Source organism: Nocardia vulneris, assembly GCF_001613425.1.
Classification (GTDB): domain Bacteria; phylum Actinomycetota; class Actinomycetes; order Mycobacteriales; family Mycobacteriaceae; genus Nocardia; species Nocardia vulneris.
The window spans coordinates 124,494-143,333 of sequence record NZ_BDCI01000048.1; the positions used below are offsets into that span (position 1 = coordinate 124,494).

Below are 18,840 nucleotides of genomic sequence, written 5' to 3' on the forward strand. Positions count from 1 at the left end.
CCGACACGGCCGGACTCAGATCGTGTCGGGATCGATGGCCACCGCCGGGGCGCCCTCGATGACGATCTTCTTGTCCACTCTCGGGTCGTCGTGCTCGTCGGCGAGCAGCCTGGCTGCCATCCGTAGGTTCTCCAGCTCGCTCAGCCGGACCTCGGCCTGCGCCTTCTTCACGTCGACTGCCCGATGGGCGAGTTTGAAGTCTTCCAGCAGCGGGTGCACACCGGGCAGCGCCTCGATATACAGCGACCCGGTGGGCACGACGAGTTCGTTGTCGTCGTTGGCGCGTTCCTTGAGCCGTCGATAGGTTTCGATCAGTCCAGGCAACAGCAGTGCGAATGTGCGATCGTCGGTGTTCGCGCGCACGCAGCAGACGTATTCGGCGAACTCGTGCAGGGTCCAGGTGGCCAGTTGATCGGGATCGTGCAGGCCGGTGAACGGGTTGTAGTACGGCGTCAGCATGTAGTCGGTGAGCGCGTTTTCCCGGGTCAGCGGGAAGATCATGTAATTTCCCTTGAACCCGAGCGGATTATCGAGATCGGCCACGTCGCCGAGTGCGTCGAAGCCCAGATCCTCGGTGTCGATGTGCACCCGGGCGGTGAGTTTGTGCGGCTTGCGCCAGGTCGGCGGCAAGGGCACCGCGTCCGGATCGGTGGTGATGGTGTAGGTCTTCTTGCCGACCAGCCGGGGCACCCGCACATCGCGCAGCCTGAAGTAGCGCTGATCAGGCGGTTCGTGACTGTAGACGGCCTGCATGTAGTGCATGATGTTGGCTTTGATGTGGGTGCGCAGCCGCGAGATCTGGGTGCGCCGGTTCAGGTGATCCGACAGCTGCGCGGTGTATTTGTCGCTCAATTCGGCGACGGCGGTCGTTTCCCGCGTCAGGCGTTCCTGCAGGTCGTGTTCGCGAGTCAGGACGCGCTGGTAGGCGTCGCGGGTCGCGTCCTCGCGGGCCTTCATCGCCTCGGCGTCGGGATCGTCTCCGCCGAAGAGGAATTCGTGGCCGCTCTCCAGCAAGCCTTCGTCGCTTTCCTGCTGGATCGTGTCCGCGCGGGCGCGCAGCGAGCGCTGCAGCGCCTCGTAGCGTGAATCGAGCTGCGCGCGAACCAGGACGAGTTCTTCGCTCAACTCGTCCGCGATGCGACGCTGCTGTTGCAAGTTCTCGTAAAGTTGTTGCAGCGCATGCTCGTCGCCCACGACCTTGGTGGCCAGGTAGTTCATCGCCGGCACGAACGAGTCGTCCAGGATGACCCGGCGCAGGATCCAATCGTGGGCCACGATCCAGTCGTCGTCGATCTCATCGGGCGCGGGAAACTCCTGAGCGACCAGGATGACCGGGGTGACCTTGCGCAGCTTCTCGTCGATCCGGTACTTGCGCTGCAACTCGTAGAACAGGAACGTCACCGGCAGTTCGTCGTTGGGGTTGGACAACTCCCCGGACTCTTCCTCGGCGAACTCGTAGGTCTGGCCGACCTCGACCTCTACCCGGTTCTCGGTCTTGTACTCCGCGGCCGCTTTGAAGACCGACTCGCGGAACTCCTTCTTGGTCTCCTGGGAGAGCTGCGCGGCGTTCTGCCCGAAACTGGTGGTGCCCTTGAACGTGACGCCCAGTGAGATGCCCGCGGCCGCGCCCACTTGAAAGTTCGACTTCGTCTCTGCGCGGGCGATGATCTCGGCCTCGACCCGGGCGGTGACACTCGATTCGCTGCGCAGGGATTCGAGGCGACTGGTCGACTCCTTCTGTGCCCGGTTCTGTTTCCGCACCGTTTTGCGCGAGTATTTGCGAGTTTCCTTGGGCGCCAACGGCACCGTGCGGACAAGCTCGCCCACCTGATATGTCAGGGGAGTCCACTGCTGCCGATAGGTCTCCAGGACACCGAAATTGATGCTGCGGCCGGTGGGCCCTGCGGCGTAGACGTTGAACCGGTAGGGCTCCTTCAGCGACTTCTCCAGCGCCGTCAACAGCTCGTGCAGCTTCTCGAACTCGCGTGGGGCTTGCGCCAATTCCTTGGCGTACTTGACCACTCGCGCACCGCGGTTCTGCAGAATCCGCATCTGCCGATCGAGACTCTCGACCTCGGCCCGCATGATCTGAGTGAACAGCTCCTTGAACAAGGGCAGTGATTTCGTGAGATCCTGCAGCTCAGAGGACTTCTGCGACAGCGTGTTCAACTGGGTGCCCAGCGAGGTGAGAGTGCTGCGGTGTTGTGGGTTGAGGACCGACCATTCCCGATCGGTCAGATAAAACCACTGCGTCACCTCCGGCGGCGGGCCACCGGTCGCCGTGCTGCCGCCGTAGCCGCCGCTGTAGAGCGACTCGAGCATCGCCTGTAGCAGGTTTCCTTTCAGCCACGGCGGTACCACCGAATAGCCGCTGTGCCCGTTGTGTTCGACGAGATAGTCGTTCGGATCCAAACCCAACTCGACGAACTTGTCATAGAGCTGACGACCCGTCGCGAGTGTCTCACGATCGAAAAGCTCCTGCCACACCGATTCGAATGCGATGCGCAGGTGATGGAAGTCGTGGGTGGCAGGCACATCGGCGGGCCCGCTGCGCAGCGCGAATCCGTCCACACCGGCCTGCACGTCGCCGAGGCCGGGCCGGACACCCACCAGCACAGGCGATTCCGGTGCGGACAGGGACGCGGTCAGGCGGGTGATCAGGCCGTCGATACTGGTGTCGGCGGCAGGCTGCGGCGCGGGATCGCCGGTGCTGGGCTCGTCGGCCGGCTGGTCCGCGGCTGGGCCATCGGCCGGGTTGTCCTGCGGTTGTGGGTGGTTCGGGTCGAGCAGTGCGACGCAGTCGTTGATCGGCGTCTGGCGGCGGCAGGCCCACAGCGGATCGAACCATTGCAGCCCGATCGGCAGTACTTTCTTGCCGGCCGGGCTGATCTGGTCGACGGCGGCCGCGTCGACGTTCTTCAGATCAGGGAATTGTGCACGCAGGCTTGCGATCTCGCTCGCGGTGAAGACGCGGTGGTTGTCGAGGCCGAGCTGATGGATCGAGTTCGTGAGCCCGTCCCGCACCGCGGTCAGCACGGCTTCGGAGACGGGGGTGTCCTTGGGCGCGTACCGGCGTTCGCCCCGGCCGCCCGCGGCATCGCTCAGCCCGGTGATGAAGCGATCGAACTTCTTCTCTGTCTGCTTCCTGGCCGCACGGGCCGAGCTCAGCCCGAGGGCCAGCAACCGCCGACGGTCGGCGGCGAGCGCGGTCGCGTACGCCCTGGCGCCGGCTTCGTCGGCGATGATGCCCGCGGCCTGTGGCGCTGCGCCCGGTACCGCCAGTTCCGCGTCGACGAGTGCCGCGTCCGGAATCCGGAGCATGACCGACTCGGCGGGCGCGGGTCCGCGCCGGGGACACCGGGCCAGCACCGTGTCGTTCTCGCAGTCCCGGCCCGCGGTGGCCAGGGTGACCAGTTCCCAGTCGGGTGCGGCATCCGGTGGCTCATAGTCGATGCGGAAGCGGCCATCCTGATCGGTGAGAGTCGACCCGAGGCGTCTGTGTGCGAGCCCGTACTCGTTCTCGACCCCTTCGGCGAGCGCGGTCACGGTGACGTCGGCGACGCCGCGGCCGGATTCCATGCTGACGATTCGACCGGCGACGGTGTTCATGATTTCCTCCTGCGCGACTGCCGTCGCGAACCCCCGGTTTCGGTGCTGTTCATGTGTCCGAGGGATGGAACTCATTGTCGAGCCGATGGCCAGGCCGGACGCGAGTACTCGACTACTCGCAAACATTCGGCACCGATGCGGCCGACCGGCGGTACCTACCCGACCGAACTCTGAGAGCAGCATGTGACCACGGTCACAATTTGGTGACGGCGGGAAAGATTCCGTTGGAAACCTTTTCATATGCTTTGCGAAGTCTTTACTATTGTCCAGACCTTCGCGTCACTCGGGTTTGCCGCTCTCGGGCGGTTGAGCTTCGCCCGCTGCTCGCTTTCGATGCCAGTACATGTTCCACCGATGAACCGGGACGGCGTGCGTTCGCCCGGCGAAGGAGAAATATGTCCACCGACACCGATCCTGCACCACGGACGTTGCCGCGCACTGCCGCTTTACCTGAACGCCTGGCCACTCTCGGCCGCCACGATCTGCCCGCTTCGATCGTGGTTTTCCTTGTCGCACTGCCCCTTTCCCTCGGCGTCGCGGTCGCCTCCGGTGCGCCGGTCGCCGCCGGGCTGATCGCCGCCGTGGTCGGCGGGGTGGTCGCCGGTCTGCTCGGCGGCTCGGCGGTGCAGGTGAGCGGGCCGACGGCCAGCCTCACCGTGATCGTCGCCGAGAGCGTGCACCAATTCGGCTGGGCTGCCACGTGTTTCATTACCGTCGGCGCCGGCCTCTTGCAGATCCTGTTCGGGCTCAGTCGGATAGCGCGGGCCGCGCTGGCGATCGCGCCGGTGGTGGTGCACGCGCTGCTGGCCGGTATCGGCGTGATCATCGCGCTGCAACAGGTGCACGTGCTGCTGGGCGGCGCCTCGCTCAGCTCCTCGTTCGACAGCCTCGTGCAACTGCCGCACCAGTTGATGTCGGTGCACAGCGGCGACCTGGTGATCGGCCTGGTGGTGATCGTCATCCTGGTCGGCTGGAAGTTCCTGCCGCGTCAGGTCCGCGCGGTGCCGGGGCCGCTGGTCGCGGTGGTGGTCGCGACCGTGCTCTCGCTGGTCTTGCCCACCCAGGTGGAGCGACTGGTGCTCAACGGCTCGCTGCTGGACGCGATCGGGCTGCCCGCGGTGCCGTCGGGCACTTGGACGGCGATCGCGCTGACCATGGTGACGATCGCGCTCATCGCCAGCGTGGAGACCCTGCTCTCGGCCGTCGCCGTGGACAAACTGCGCCCCGGCAGCGCGACCAACCTCGACCGGGAACTGATCGGGCAGGGCACGGCGAACGCGGTGTCCGGCCTGCTCGGCGGCCTGCCGATCGCCGCGGTGATCGTCCGCAGCATCACCAACGCGAACGCGGGCGCGCAGACCAGGGCGGCGACCGTGCTGCACGGGATCTGGATCCTGCTGTTCGCGGTCGCGTTCGCCGGTCTGGTGCAGCAGATCCCGAAGGCGGCGCTGGCCGGGCTGCTGATCCTGATCGGCGTGCAACTGGTCAAGCTGGCGCACATCCGGCTGGCCCGGCGCACCGGTGATCTCTACGTCTACGTCGCGACGGTGCTCAGCGTGGTGTTCCTGAACCTGTTGGTGGGCATGGTGATCGGGCTGGTGCTCTCGTTCGCGCTGCTGCTGTGGCGGGTGGTTCGGGTGACGATCGCCGCCGCACCGGTGGCCGGTTCCCGCCGCTGGGTGGTCACCATCGACGGCACCTGTACCTTCCTCGCGCTGCCGAAACTCAGCGCGGAGCTGGCGAAGGTGCCTGCGGGCGCGGACGTGACCGTCGAGATGACCGTGGACTTCCTCGACCATGCCTCCTACGAGCGGATCACCGAGTGGGCCGCGCGCCGCGAATCCGAGGGCGGCGCAGTCGAATTCGTCGAGATCGGCAGCGCGCGAATGGCGACGGCGACCGCCGGGCCGCCCGAGCGCGGGCACTCCAGGAAGGTGCTCGATCAGGCGATCGGGCCGTGGCGGCGCAGCGGCAACCGGGAGGATCCGATCACGGCCGGTATCGCCGCCTACCATCGTGGGCACGCGCACCTGCTGCGGCCGCACCTGGCGGGCCTGCAGCATCGGCCCGACGCTGACTCGTTCTTCCTGACCTGCGCCGATGCGCGCGTGGTGCCGAATGTCATCACGAACAGCGGCCCCGGCGACCTGTTCACCGTCCGCAACGTGGGCAATCTGGTGCCGACCGCGGGCAGTGACGTCTCGGTGGAGGCCGCACTCATCTACGCGTTGGAGAAGCTCGACGTGCGCGCGGTCGTGGTGTGCGGGCATTCCGGCTGCGGCGCGATGGAGGCGCTGTACCGCGACGTGCGGACCGGCCCCGGCCTGGGGGACTGGCTGGCGCACGCGCGGCCCAGCCTCGACCGGTTCCGGCTCGGGCATCCGGTGGCCGAGGCGGCGGCGTTCGCCGGCTTCGGGGAGGTGGACCAGCTCGGCATGGTGAACGTCGCGGTGCAGCTGGAGACGTTGCACGCCCATCCCGCCGTCCGGCAGGGGATCGAGGAGCGCGGCGTCGCGGTCTCGGGTCTGTTCTTCGACCTGGCCACCGCCCGGGTGATCGAGGTGACCGTGGACGGCATCGCGGAGTTCGACGATGAGGGGCGCCGTGTCGCCGCGCAGCCCGTGTAATCCCCGAGACGGGCCTCGATACCGCCTTCGCAAGCTTGTGAGGCAGGCCATAGCCCTGGGAGCTGCGAATTTACGCATAGTTTGCGTGGTTCTCAGGCTTTGCTAAGTCTTTACTAATAATCTTGATTCGGTTTACATCCCGACCCGTTGCCGTGTCGGGAGAGCTACTTCACCGCGAGAATGCCGGTTCGCGGTCGCTTGCCCTGCTGGACATTTGATCGTCAACCGACCTCGGTCTCCGGACCGGGTTCGGCGAAGGAGAAGTCATGGCTATCGATAACGATTTAGCCCCACCGATGTCACCGCCAGTCCCCGCGGGCTCGGGTCGAAGTTCCGGACAGATGTCCGAACGTGTCCAATCGATTCTGCGCCATGACGTGCCCGCCTCGATTGTGGTCTTCCTGGTCGCGCTGCCGCTGTCCCTCGGCATCGCCCTCGCCTCCGGTGCGCCGGTCATGGCGGGTCTCATCGCCGCCGTCATCGGCGGCATCGTCGCCGGCCTGCTCGGCGGCTCCGTGCTCCAGGTGAGCGGCCCCGCGGCCGGTCTCACCGTCGTGGTTGCCGAGTCCATCAGCCAATTCGGCTGGAAGGTAACCGGTTTCATCGTCGTCGCGGCCGGTGTGCTGCAAATCCTGTTCGGCCTCAGCCGGATCGCGCGCGCCGCGCTGGCCGTCGCGCCGGTGGTGGTGCACGCGATGCTCGCGGGTATCGGTGTCACCATTGCGCTGCAACAGATTCACGTGCTGCTCGGCGGTTCGTCGCACAGCTCCGCGTGGAAGAACATCACCCAGCTGCCCGGGCAGCTGATGTCGCTGCACGGTGGCGACGCGTTCATCGGCGCGGTGGTCATCGCGATCATGCTGGGCTGGAAGTACATGCCCGCCAAGGTGCGTGCCGTGCCCGGACCGCTGGTCGCGGTGGTCGCGGCCACCCTGCTCGCCATGGTGCTGCCGACCGGCGCCGAGCGAATCGTGTTGAACGGCTCGCTGTTCGACGCGATCGGTCTGCCGGCACTGCCGCGCGGCGACTGGTCGGCCGTGGTGCTGATGATCATCACCATCGCTCTGATCGCCAGCGTGGAGAGCCTGCTCTCGGCTGTCGCGGTGGACAAGATGCACTCCGGTCGGCGCACCAATTTCGACCGTGAGCTGATCGGCCAGGGTTCGTCCAACGTGCTCTCGGGCCTGCTCGGCGGCCTGCCGGTGACCGGCGTGATCGTGCGCAGCGCCACCAACGTGCAGGCGGGTGCGCGCAGTCGTGCCTCCGCGGTGCTGCACGGCGTCTGGATCCTGGTGTTCTCGGTGGCCCTGGCCGCCGTGGTGCAGCAGATCCCGAAGGCGGCGCTGGCCGGTCTGTTGATCGTCATCGGTACGCAGCTGGTCAAGCTGGCGCATATCCGGCTCGCCCGGCGTACCGGTGATCTGTTCGTCTACTCCGCCACCATCGCCGGCGTGGTGTTCCTCAACCTGCTCGAGGGCGTGCTGATCGGCCTCGCGCTGGCCTTCGGGCTGCTGCTGTGGCGTGTGGTGCGGGTGGCCATAAACGCCAGGCAGATCCCGGGTTCGCAGCGCTGGATGATCACCATCGACGGCTCCTGCACGTTCCTCGCGCTGCCGAAGCTGTCCGCGGAATTCATGAAGGTGCCCGCGGACGCCGACGTCACCGTCGAGATGACCGTCGACTTCCTCGATCACGCCGCGTTCGAGGCCATCGAGGACTGGGTGCGGCAGCAGGAAAGCAACGGCGGCAGTGTCGATTTCGTGGAGATCGGCAGTGCCAGGATGGAGCACGTCACCTCGGGTCCGCCGTCGCGCAGTTTCGGCCGCGCGGTGCTGAGCGACATCCTCGGTCCGTGGCGGCGCGACGAGCACGACGACCCGATCGCGGCCGGCGTCGCGGCCTACCACCGCAGCCATGCGCACGTGGTGCGGCCGCATCTGGACGAGCTGGTGCACAGCCAGGACCCGGATTCGTTCTTCCTCACCTGTGCCGACTCGCGCATCGTGCCGAACATGATCACCAACAGCGGGCCCGGTGACCTGTTCACCGTCCGCAACGTGGGCAATCTCGTTCCGGCCGTGGGTGATCCGTCGGTGGACGCGGCGCTGGTCTTCGCGCTGGAGGAACTGAACGTGCGCTCGATCGTGGTCTGCGGCCACTCGTCGTGCGGCGCCATGAAGGCACTGCACTCAGGCGCGCAGGCGGGTCCGGAGATCGACAAGTGGCTCGCCCACGCCCGGCCCAGCCTGGACCGGATGCACCGGGGCCATCCGGTGGCGGTGGCCGCGGCGCGGGCCGGCTTCGGCGAGGTCGATCAGCTGAGCATGGTGAACGTCGCGGTGCAGTTGGAGAACCTGCAGCGGCACCCGGCCGTGCGCAGGGCGGTCGACGAGCGCGGGGTCACCGTGTCCGGCCTGTTCTTCGATATCGCCAGCGGGCGGGTCATCGAGGTGACCGAGCACGGCCTGGCGCATATCGATGACGAAGCGGGCCAGCGGGTCATGCCCGAACTGGTCTGATCGCACGCGCATCGAACCCGCCCGCTACCGCCGGGCGGGTTCGACGCGTTCGGGCCGCCCTGGCGCGGCCCGCCGACTCGTAAGCTGAGAAAGATGACCGCGGAGTTGGAAACCCGACCAACAGGCTGGCGCGCCTTCCGTGCCCGCGTCGCCGAGCGCCCTACGCTGAACCTGGTCTACCGGATCGGGGTCGCGCTGGCCGGTGTCGCGGTGCTCGCGCTCGGAATCCTGGCGATTCCGTACCCCGGACCCGGCTGGGCGATCGTCTTCGCCGGACTTGGCATCCTCGCCACCGAATTCGCCTGGGCGCGCCGGGCACTCGGCTGGCTGCGCGACAAGTACCGGCAGGGTATGGCGTGGTATTCCGAACGGGGACTCGCCATGCGGGTGTTCGCGGCGGCCGCCACCTTCGCGCTGGTCGTCGTGACGCTCTGGATATTGGGCACGTTCGGGATGGTCGGCAGCTGGATCGGAGTCGAGTGGCAATGGTTACGCAGTCCCCTGAAGTGGTGAACACCGTCCCCGGGCGCACGTTGACCGAGCCGCAGTGGCTGGCGGCGCGGATCGCGGAGATGGGGCATTCCTGGGGGACCACCTCGCCGCGGATCGCGGGCACGCTGTGGTGGTGCATGGTCGCCTCCGCGCTCGTCGAGCAGGTCGCCCGCGCCTACGCGCAGGGGCGGCCCGCGGTGGAACCGGTGCTGGACCGGTTCGACTGCGAGGTCCGGCCCGACGGCGGGGTGGAGCGCATTCATGTGCTCGCCGAGCCGGACGCCGCGACCGAGCCCGGTGCGGCGCTGCGGGAAACCCTTGCGGCCGTGATCGGTCCGGTCGCCGAGGTATCGGGCGCCGGCGTGCCTGCCCTGTGGGCGATCGTCGCCGACGCGGTCGGGAACCGGGCACTGGACGCGGGCGACGGCGCGGCGGGCGGCCGGTTGGCCGACGCGATCGGCGGCAAGCTGCCGGCACCCCGGTTCGTCGAAGTCGGCGGGCGCACATTCGTCAAACGGATCTCCTGCTGCCTCGTCTACGAGGTCCCCAGTTGTGAGATGTGCACCAGCTGCCCCAAACGGCCCGCCGCCGAGCGCACCGCCATGCTGGAGCGCCTGGCCGGGGAGAATTGACGTGCCCGCCTGATCAATTGCACGACTGTCGGTCCGCAATGCAAAGATTGGACGCGCCCAGTAACCGGCGCAAGACGTGGGAAGCCGGGCTAGCTAGCATGGTCGCGCCGGGACAACTGCTGTCCCGGCCATGATCCGCGGGAACTTCCCGCACCCGAGAAAAGCCAAGGAGAGCACTGCCGTGACCACCTCAGCCCGCAACAGCCCGGTGACTGTCGTTGTACAGGCCGGGACGACGGCGGGCGCCGCGGTACGCGAGGCCGGGCTGGCGACCAAGGGACCGGACACCATCGTCGTCGTGCGCGACGCCGAGGGCCTCAAGGACCTGTCCTGGACCCCGGACACCGACGTCGAGGTGCAGGCGATCGCCGCCGACACCGAGGACGGCCGCAGTGTCATCCGGCACTCCGCCGCCCATGTGCTCGCCCAGGCGGTGCAGCAGGAGTTCCCCGAGGCCAAGCTCGGCATCGGCCCGCCCATCAAGGACGGTTTCTACTACGACTTCCAGGTCGACAAGCCGTTCACCCCGGAGGATCTGGCCAAGCTGGAATCCCGGATGAAGAAGATCGTCAAAGGCGCGCAGCGGTTTTCGCGCCGGGTCGTGGAGGTCGAGGACGCCCGCGTCGAACTGGCCAAGGAGCCGTTCAAGCTGGAGCTGATCAGCGACAAGTCCGGGATCGACGATCCCGAGGTGATGGAGGTCGGCGGCAAAGAGCTGACCATCTACGACAACCTGGATCCGCGCACCGGGGAGCGCGTGTGGGGCGATCTGTGTCGCGGTCCGCACATTCCGACCACCAAGTTCATCCCGGCCTTCAAGCTCACCCGCAGCTCGGCCGCCTATTGGCGCGGCGATCAGGACCGGGAAGGCCTGCAGCGCATCTACGGCACCGCGTGGGAGTCGCAGGAGGCGCTCGACGAGTACCTGCACCTGCTGGCCGAGGCCGAGCGCCGCGACCACCGCAAGCTCGGCCTGGAACTCGACCTGTTCAGCTTCCCCGACGAGCTCGGTTCCGGCTTGCCGGTGTTCCATCCCAAGGGTGGCATCATCCGCAAGGAGATGGAGGAGTACTCGCGGCGCAGGCATGTCGCGGCGGGCTACGAGTTCGTCAACACCCCGCACATCACCAAGGGCCACCTGTTCGAGGTCTCCGGTCACCTGGACTGGTACCGCGACGGCATGTTCCCGGCCATGCACCTGGACGCGGAACTGAACGAGGACGGCACCGTCCGCAAGCCCGGCCAGGACTACTACGTCAAGCCGATGAACTGCCCGATGCACAACCTGATCTTCCGTGCGCGCGGCCGGTCGTATCGGGAACTTCCGTTGCGGCTCTTCGAATTCGGCTCGGTGTACCGCTACGAGAAGTCCGGCGTCATCCACGGCCTCACCCGGGTGCGCGGCATGACCCAGGACGACGCGCACATCTACTGCACCAAAGAGCAGATGCACGCCGAACTGACCAGCACACTGGAGTTCGTGCTCGGTCTGCTGAAGGACTACGGTCTCGACGACTTCTACCTCGAGCTGTCCACCAAGGACCCGAAGAAGTTCGTCGGCTCCGACGAGATCTGGGAGGAGGCCACCGAGACGCTGTCCAAGGTGGCCTCGGCCTCCGGCCTGGAGCTGGTGCCCGATCCGGGTGGCGCCGCGTTCTACGGGCCGAAGATCTCCGTGCAGGCCAAGGATGCGCTGGGCCGCACCTGGCAGATGTCGACCATCCAGCTGGACTTCAACCTGCCGGAACGGTTCAACCTGGAGTACACCGCGTCCGACGGCACCAAGCAGCGGCCGGTGATGATCCACCGCGCGCTCTTCGGTTCCATCGAACGCTTCTTCAGCGTGCTCACCGAGCACTACGCGGGTGCGTTCCCGGCCTGGCTCTCGCCGGTGCAGGTGGTCGGCATTCCGGTCGCGGAAGCCTTTGCGCCGCACCTGGATCAGGTGATCGAGCGGCTGCAGGACGCGGGCGTGCGGGCACAGGTCGACCGCAGCGACGACCGGATGCAGAAGAAGATCTTCAACAACACCGCGCAGAAGGTGCCGTTCATGCTGCTCGCGGGCGAGCGTGACGTCGCGGCCGGCGCGGTGAGCTTCCGGTTCCGCGACGGCACCCAGGTCAACGGGGTGCCGGTCGCGGACGCGGTGGCCACCATCGTGGCGTGGCTCGAGCACCGGGAGAACGCGTCACCGACCGCTGAGGGCTTCGAGATCAAGGGCGCAGGATGACCGAACGTACGGTGCCGGATGGCCTCGACGAACTGAACGACGCCGGCGAACAGGGCAGCATCGTGGATCGCGGTGCGGGCGAACCGGATCGGCTACAGCGGCTGTGGACGCCGTACCGGATGTCCTACATCGCGGAGGCCGCGGCCACCGATCCCAGCTCGACCGGGCACCCGTTCACCGACATCCCGAAGATGTCCGACGAGGACGGCCTGGTCATCGCGCGCGGTGAACTGGTGTACGCGGTGCTCAACCTCTACCCGTACAACCCCGGCCACATGATGGTGGTGCCCTACCGCAAGGTCGCCAACCTCGAGGATCTCACCGATCCCGAGAGCGCCGAGCTGATGGCGTTCACCCAGCAGGCCATCCGGGTGATGAAGCGGGTGTCGCGGCCGCACGGGTTCAACGTCGGGCTGAATCTCGGTGGCGTGGCCGGTGGTTCGCTGGCCGACCATCTGCACCAGCACATCGTGCCGCGCTGGGGTGGTGACGCCAACTTCATCACCGTGGTCGGTGGCGCGAAGGTGATGCCGCAGCTGCTGCGCGAGACGCGCGCGCTGCTGTCGGCGGCCTGGAAGGAAGTCGACTAGAAGTGCTGAGCTTCTTCGGCCGCGACACGTTCGCCAAAGCGACTGCGCCGCTGGGCAAAGCGCTGGTGAGCACTGGGCTCACCCCGGACGCGGTGACCGTCATCGGCACCACCGCCTCGATTCTCGCCGCGGTCACGCTGTTCCCCACCGGGCATCTGTTCTGGGGAACCATGGTGATCTGGTTCTTCGTCATGTTCGACATGCTCGACGGCGCCATGGCCCGAGCGCGCGGCGGCGGCACGAAATACGGTGCGGTGCTCGACGCCACCTGCGACCGCGTCGCCGACGGCGCCATCTTCGGCGGACTGGCCTGGTGGGCGGTGTATCACGAGCACCACCGGCCGCTGTTCGCCGCGACGCTCGTGGTGCTGGTGACCTCGCAGGTGATCTCGTACGCGAAGGCGCGCGCCGAAGCCAGCGGGTTGTCCGCCGACGGCGGCATCATCGAGCGCCCGGACCGGCTGATCATCGTGCTCGTCGGTGCCGGATTCACCGGAATCGGCGGATACTGGGGACTGGACTGGCTCACCTACGCGGTACACGTCGCGATGTGGATCCTGGCGGTGCTCAGCATCGTCACGGTGTTCCAGCGGGTGCTCGCGGTCCGTAGATCCCCGGGCGCGCGGGACGTGATCACGCTCGCGCGGCCGGAAAACCCCACGGCGGGAACGGCGAACGCGACGGAGCTGCCGTCGTGAGACCGCCGCCGTGTGCTGGTGGCGTGGTGTGGGAGGCAGGGGCATGACATTCGGGGAGCGGGTCGGCGACGCCGGGTACGCGGCGGGCTGGCGGCTGGTGCGGGCATTGCCCGAGCCGACGGCGCGGCGACTGTTCGACTGGGGTGCGGATCGGGTGTCGCGCAAGGCCAATCGCGCCTTCCGTGCGGGCGGTGCGCCGAACCAACTGCGCCGCAACCTTGCTCGTGTGCTCGGCGGTACCCCGGCCGAGGTGCCGGACGAGCTGATCCAGGCGAGCATGCGCTCCTACGCCCGATACTGGCGTGAAGCCTTCCGGCTGCCGTCGATGGATCACGCGGCGATCGGGGCGCTGCCGGTCGCCGGGACCGAACACCTCGAGGCGGGGCTGGCCGCCGGACGCGGGGTGATCCTGGTGCTGCCGCACTCCGGCAACTGGGACATGGCCGGGGTCTGGCTGGTGCAGAACCACGGCAAATTCGCCACGGTCGCCGAGCGGTTGAAGCCGGAGTCGCTGTTCGAGCGGTTCGTCGCCTACCGGGAGAGCCTCGGGTTCGAGGTGTTCCCGTTGACCGGCGGTGAGCAGCCGCCGTTCGTGCAGCTGGCCGCGCGGCTGGCCGAGAACAAGGTCGTCTGCCTGATGGGGGAGCGCGACCTGACCGGGCGCGGCGTGCCCGTCACCTTCTTCGGCGAGCGCACCTGGTTGCCGGCCGGCGCCGCCAAACTGGCCGCGCAGACCGGCGCGGCCATGCTGCCCGTGCACACCTGGTTCACCGCCGCCGGCGCCGAAGCGTGGGGGATGAAAGTCGAGGCGCCCGTGGATGTTTCGCAGGGGGTCGCGGCCGCCACCCAGACGCTGGCCGACCGGTTCGCCGCGAACATCGCGGCGCATCCGGCGGATTGGCATATGCTGCAACCGATGTGGGAGGGCGATCTGTCCGCAGAGCGGCTGGCCCGGATCGCGGCGGCGCAGCGCGAGCACGGCGTGCCGGCTCCCGGCGCGGCACCGGCCGAGGGTTCGGCGGCGCGCCCGGACACGACGGCGCCGACGGATGGGTCCGCATGAAAATCGGCATGGTCTGCCCGTATTCGTTCGACGTCCCCGGCGGCGTGCAGGCCCACGTGGTCGAGCTGGCCAGGGTGTTCATCGAGCGTGGCCATCGGGTGAGCGTGCTCGCGCCCGCCGCCGAGGACACGCCGCTGCCGGATTTCGTGGTGTCCGCCGGTCGCGCGGTGGCGATCCCGTACAACGGATCGGTGGCGCGACTGTCCTTCGGACCCATGGCCTACACCAGGATTCGGCGCTGGATCGACGGCAACGACTTCGACGTACTGCACATCCACGAGCCGAACGCGCCGAGCCTGTCGATGCTCGCGTTGAAGATCGCCGAGGGGCCGATCGTCGCGACCTTCCACACCTCGACCACGAAATCGTTGGTGCTCAGCACTTTTCAGGGTGTGCTGCGGCCCTACCACGAGAAGATCAGCGGCCGCATCGCCGTCTCCGAGCTGGCGCGTCGCTGGCAGGTGGAGGCGCTCGGCTCCGATGCCGTGGAGATTCCCAACGGCGTCGACGTGCCCGCGTTCGCACGGGCGCCGATGCTGCCCGGCTATCCGCGCCCCGGTCGCAGCGTGCTGTTCCTCGGCCGCTACGACGAGCCACGCAAGGGCATGGACGTGCTGCTCGGCGCGCTGCCCGCGCTGGTGCGCAAGCATTCCGACCTGGAGATCCTCATCGTCGGCCGGGGTGACGAGGAACGGCTGCGCCGCGAGGCCGGCCCGAATGCCGGACATCTGCGCTTCCTCGGGCAGGTGTCGGACGCGGAGAAGGCCTCGGCGATGCGCAGCGCCGACGTCTACGTCGCGCCCAACCTCGGCGGGGAAAGCTTCGGCATCATCCTGATCGAGGCGATGGCGGCCGCAACGGCGGTGGTGGCCAGCGAATTGGACGCCTTCCGCCGGGTGCTGCGCGACGGCGCGGCGGGAGTGCTGGTGCCCGTGGGTGATTCGGCCGCGCTGGCGAGCGCCATCGACGACATACTCACCGACGACGCACGGCGCGAGGCGCTGGTGCACACCGCCACCCAGGTGGTCGGCGAATACGACTGGCCGGTGGTCGCCGAGCAGATCCTGCGGGTCTACGAGACAGTGACCGTCGGCGACACCAGGGTGCGGGCCGCCGGATGATCACCTTCTCCGCGACCACGGTCCTCGTTCTCGCGCTGATCGCCGCGGTCGTCATCGCGATCGGACTCTGGGCGTACTCGACCGCGAACCGGCTCGACCGGCTGCACGTGCGCTCGGACCAGTCCTGGCAGGCGCTCGATGCCGCACTGTCACGGCGGGCGGTGGTGGCCAGAGCGGTGGCCTCGGCGCTCGCCGATCCGGGTTCGGATCCGGCGGCGCTCGACCGGGCCAAGCTCTTGGCGGTGCTCGCCGACCGGGCCGAGCGCGCCGGGCGCCTCGACCGGGAAGCGGTGGAAAACCAGCTCTCCGCGGCACTTTCGGCGGTCGACAGCGCACAGCTGCGGCCGCAGATGGTGGCCGAACTCGCCGATGCCGAAGCCCGCGTGCTCATCGCCCGGCGGTTCCACAACGACGCGGTCCGCGACACGCTCGCGCTGCGCACCCGCAGGCCGGTCCGCATCCTGCACCTCGGCGGCACCGCCCCGCTGCCCACGTATTTCGAGATCACCGAGCGGGCCACCCCCGCCGCCTCGACCGGGCTCGACGTCGACACGACCCGCACCACCGCCCGGATCGTGCTGTTCGACGAGAACGATCGCACCCTGCTGATGCGCGGCAACGATCCCAAGACGCCCGATACCTCGTTCTGGTTCACCGTCGGCGGCGGCGTGGAGCCGGGGGAGAGCCTGCGCGACGCGGCCGTGCGCGAGCTGTACGAGGAGACCGGGTACAAGGCAGACCCGGAAAGTCTGCGCGGACCCATCTGGCGCCGGGTCGCGGTGTTCCCGTTCGACGGCGACCTCATCCGCTCCGAAGAACTCTTCTTCGCGTTGCGCGTCCCCGGCTACGAACCGCAGGCCACGAATCTCACTGCGATAGAACGCCGTTCGATCACCGGCAACAAGTGGTGCACGGTCGCCGACATCGTCGCGCTGGACCGCTCCGGCGAAACCGTCTACCCCTACAACCTCGATGAGCTGCTCGCCGAAGCCGCCGCAGCCGCCTCGGTCACCACCGATCCGGAAGTCCGCTCCATCCGCTAGTTTTCGAGTCGGCGGGTGTGATGTGGTTCACGATCGTGCTACGGTCGCGACTGGATCGGCGCGGCATGGGTAGTGCTACTGGAACGGCACGCTCGGTGCTGCGGTCCCCGTGTCACGGCGGGGAGAACGTTGGGCTCGCGGAGGTAACCAAGTACATGTCCTACCTGTTGTTCGATTTCCTGCTGCCGATCATCGGCCCGTCCGCCGCCGAGTATTGGGCTTCGATCTTCGTGGTCGGCCCGCTCTGAGCGGCTCCCGGTAGTACGCATCGCGAGTCCCGGCCTTTCACCTCGCTTGTGGTGAAGGCCGGGACTCGTCTTGTGTGCGGATCTGTGCCCGGGCGGTCGGCGCGCTGGAAGTTAGCGAAGCAGCCGAGCGACCCGCGGAAGCGGCGATCGGACCGGTCCAGTGCGAGCCGCGGCGGACATCCTCGCTGGTAATCGACAAGGCCAGTCATCTCCGACTGGCTATCAAGTGGCCTGGGTGGCCCGCATAGAATTGGGTCGATTCGATCCCTTGCGACCCGATTGGCGCAGATGACCCAGGAGTTTGCCGTGACGACGCCCGAGACCACCCAGACCGTCGGTACCGCCCGTGTGAAGCGCGGGATGGCCGAGATGCTCAAGGGCGGGGTGATCATGGACGTCGTCACCCCCGACCAGGCCAAGATCGCCGAAGACGCGGGCGCGGTCGCAGTGATGGCGCTGGAGCGGGTGCCCGCCGACATCCGCGCGCAGGGCGGCGTGTCCCGGATGAGCGACCCCGACATGATCGACGGCATCATCGCCGCCGTCTCCATCCCGGTCATGGCGAAGGCGCGCATCGGCCACTTCGTGGAGGCGCAGATCCTGCAGAGCCTCGGTGTCGACTACATCGACGAGTCGGAGGTGCTCACCCCCGCCGACTACGCCAACCACATCGACAAGTGGAACTTCACCGTGCCGTTCGTCTGCGGCGCCACCAACCTCGGTGAGGCGCTGCGCCGAATCACCGAGGGCGCGGCCATGATTCGCTCCAAGGGCGAGGCCGGCACCGGCGACGTGTCCAACGCGACCACGCACATGCGCAAGATTCGGCAGGAGATCCGCCGGTTGTCCTCGCTGCCCGCCGACGAGCTGTTCGTCGCCGCCAAGGAGCTGCAGGCGCCGTACGAGCTGGTTCGTGAGGTCGCCGAGACCGGCAAGCTGCCCGTCGTGCTGTTCACCGCGGGCGGCATCGCCACCCCGGCCGACGCCGCGATGATGATGCAGCTCGGCGCCGAGGGCGTGTTCGTCGGCTCCGGCATCTTCAAGTCCGGCAACCCGGCCGAGCGGGCCGCCGCCATCGTCAAGGCCACCACCTTCCACGACGATCCCGACGTGCTCGCCAAGGTCTCGCGCGGACTCGGCGAGGCGATGGTCGGCATCAACGTCGAAGAGCTCCCCGTCGACCACCGGCTGGCCGAACGCGGCTGGTGAGTACTCGCCCGACGCGGGCATGACATGCGCACGAGCAGGGGCCTGCCAGGTCCCTGCTCGTGCTGCGTTTCGGCGGCGACTCTGTCCCCGGCCACAGACGGGCCTTACTGTTTCCACAATTGTGTTGACTACCTTCGCGTTTCGATGCCCGTCGGCGCCGTTGGGTGGTTGGTGCCGCAGCACTGTCGGGTGACCTGTACCAGCCGAGCGCAAAGGACGAGTAGTTGAAGCTTCGTAAGACCGGACGTATCGCGATCGCGGGCCTGGCCGTGGTGGCCGCCCTGGGTCTCGCGGCCTGTGGCAGCGACGATCCGAAAGATCCGCCCAAGCCCTCGCGCACCTCCACCAGCGCGACCGCCGCGCCGAACCTGCCCGCCGCGCCCACCGCCGACGAGCTCAACGCTCTGCTGCAGCGCGCGCTGGACCCCGCGGTGCCGAGCGCGGAGAAGCTGGAACTCGTCCAAGGCATCGAAGCCGACCCCGACCTGCCCAACCGCCTCGCCCAGGCCTACAAGGACGCGAACGCCAAGGCCGAGGTCGTCGGCGTCACCGCCTTCGGTGAATCCGTCAGCGCCCAAGCGAAATTCACCATCGGCGACCAGACCAACATGGTCGACGTCCCCTTCGTCGCCGACGGCGGCAAATGGAAGGTCCAGAAAACCTGGGCCTGCCAAGCCCTCACCACCCTCGGCCAGCAATCCCCAGCCTGCGCAGCCTGAACCGTTGCTGGACAACCGATCACCAGGTAATGGTGGCGGA

Annotated in this window: 13 protein-coding genes; 12 read left to right on the forward strand and 1 reads right to left on the reverse strand. The window is 67.8% G+C overall.

Annotated features, from left to right (window positions below; translation table 11 throughout):
- Positions 1-15: 15 nt before the first annotated feature.
- A complete protein-coding gene (locus NVU01S_RS39260; RefSeq protein ID WP_063048240.1) occupies positions 16-3,609 on the reverse strand; it encodes a carboxypeptidase-like regulatory domain-containing protein in 3,594 nt (1,197 codons plus the stop codon).
- A gap of 395 nt (positions 3,610-4,004) precedes the next feature.
- On the opposite strand from NVU01S_RS39260, the gene NVU01S_RS39265 reads away from it, so the two are divergent.
- From NVU01S_RS39265 to NVU01S_RS39320, 12 genes are all read left to right on the forward strand, one after another.
- Complete coding sequence (locus NVU01S_RS39265; protein ID WP_043682338.1) at positions 4,005-6,236, forward strand: SulP family inorganic anion transporter; 2,232 nt, start codon at positions 4,005-4,007, stop codon at positions 6,234-6,236.
- A gap of 266 nt (positions 6,237-6,502) precedes the next feature.
- On the forward strand, positions 6,503-8,755 hold the full coding sequence (locus NVU01S_RS39270; RefSeq protein WP_043682341.1) for a SulP family inorganic anion transporter: 2,253 nt from the start codon (positions 6,503-6,505) through the stop codon (positions 8,753-8,755).
- A 93-nt stretch (positions 8,756-8,848) separates the two neighbouring features.
- The gene (locus NVU01S_RS39275; protein ID WP_043682344.1) at positions 8,849-9,268 is read left to right on the forward strand and encodes a TIGR02611 family protein; all 420 of its coding nucleotides are present in this window, start codon (positions 8,849-8,851) and stop codon (positions 9,266-9,268) included.
- Positions 9,265-9,879, forward strand: a complete 615-nt coding sequence (locus tag NVU01S_RS39280; protein WP_244467558.1) for a (2Fe-2S)-binding protein — start codon at positions 9,265-9,267, stop codon at positions 9,877-9,879. The genes NVU01S_RS39275 and NVU01S_RS39280 overlap by 4 nt, the downstream gene beginning before the upstream one ends.
- A gap of 181 nt (positions 9,880-10,060) precedes the next feature.
- The gene (gene thrS / locus NVU01S_RS39285; RefSeq protein ID WP_043682350.1) at positions 10,061-12,109 is read left to right on the forward strand and encodes a threonine--tRNA ligase; all 2,049 of its coding nucleotides are present in this window, start codon (positions 10,061-10,063) and stop codon (positions 12,107-12,109) included.
- Entirely contained in the window at positions 12,106-12,699 is a 594-nt protein-coding gene (locus NVU01S_RS39290) for an ATP adenylyltransferase (RefSeq protein WP_052281414.1), read from the forward strand. The genes thrS and NVU01S_RS39290 overlap by 4 nt, the downstream gene beginning before the upstream one ends.
- Positions 12,700-12,701: 2 nt before the next feature.
- On the forward strand, positions 12,702-13,397 hold the full coding sequence (gene pgsA / locus NVU01S_RS39295) for a phosphatidylinositol phosphate synthase (RefSeq protein WP_043682353.1): 696 nt from the start codon (positions 12,702-12,704) through the stop codon (positions 13,395-13,397).
- A 43-nt stretch (positions 13,398-13,440) separates the two neighbouring features.
- Complete coding sequence (locus NVU01S_RS39300; protein WP_043682356.1) at positions 13,441-14,460, forward strand: phosphatidylinositol mannoside acyltransferase; 1,020 nt, start codon at positions 13,441-13,443, stop codon at positions 14,458-14,460.
- Positions 14,457-15,581 carry a glycosyltransferase family 4 protein gene (locus tag NVU01S_RS39305; RefSeq protein ID WP_043682359.1) on the forward strand — a complete coding sequence of 375 codons (1,125 nt, stop codon included), beginning with the start codon at positions 14,457-14,459 and terminating at the stop codon, positions 15,579-15,581. The genes NVU01S_RS39300 and NVU01S_RS39305 overlap by 4 nt, the downstream gene beginning before the upstream one ends.
- The gene (locus NVU01S_RS39310; protein WP_043682385.1) at positions 15,581-16,624 is read left to right on the forward strand and encodes an NUDIX hydrolase; all 1,044 of its coding nucleotides are present in this window, start codon (positions 15,581-15,583) and stop codon (positions 16,622-16,624) included. Before NVU01S_RS39305 ends, NVU01S_RS39310 begins: the two co-directional genes overlap by 1 nt.
- A gap of 554 nt (positions 16,625-17,178) precedes the next feature.
- Complete coding sequence (gene pdxS / locus NVU01S_RS39315) at positions 17,179-18,081, forward strand: pyridoxal 5'-phosphate synthase lyase subunit PdxS (RefSeq protein ID WP_014986587.1); 903 nt, start codon at positions 17,179-17,181, stop codon at positions 18,079-18,081.
- 224 nt (positions 18,082-18,305) lie between these two features.
- Positions 18,306-18,800, forward strand: a complete 495-nt coding sequence (locus NVU01S_RS39320) for a WKL family lipoprotein (RefSeq protein WP_043682366.1) — start codon at positions 18,306-18,308, stop codon at positions 18,798-18,800.
- The last annotated feature ends 40 nt before the right edge of the window (positions 18,801-18,840 follow it).

Excerpts from the sequence above, each read along its gene's own strand:
- NVU01S_RS39305 (WP_043682359.1), top strand. The coding sequence starts at position 14,457 with ATGAAAATCGGCATGGTCTGCCCGTATTCGTTCGACGTCCCCGGCGGC.
- NVU01S_RS39290 (WP_052281414.1), top strand. The coding sequence starts at position 12,106 with ATGACCGAACGTACGGTGCCGGATGGCCTCGACGAACTGAACGACGCC.
- NVU01S_RS39275 (WP_043682344.1), top strand. The coding sequence starts at position 8,849 with ATGACCGCGGAGTTGGAAACCCGACCAACAGGCTGGCGCGCCTTCCGT.
- NVU01S_RS39265 (WP_043682338.1), top strand. The coding sequence starts at position 4,005 with ATGTCCACCGACACCGATCCTGCACCACGGACGTTGCCGCGCACTGCC.
- NVU01S_RS39270 (WP_043682341.1), top strand. The coding sequence starts at position 6,503 with ATGGCTATCGATAACGATTTAGCCCCACCGATGTCACCGCCAGTCCCC.
- NVU01S_RS39260 (WP_063048240.1), bottom strand. The coding sequence starts at position 3,609 with ATGAACACCGTCGCCGGTCGAATCGTCAGCATGGAATCCGGCCGCGGC.
- NVU01S_RS39300 (WP_043682356.1), top strand. The coding sequence starts at position 13,441 with ATGACATTCGGGGAGCGGGTCGGCGACGCCGGGTACGCGGCGGGCTGG.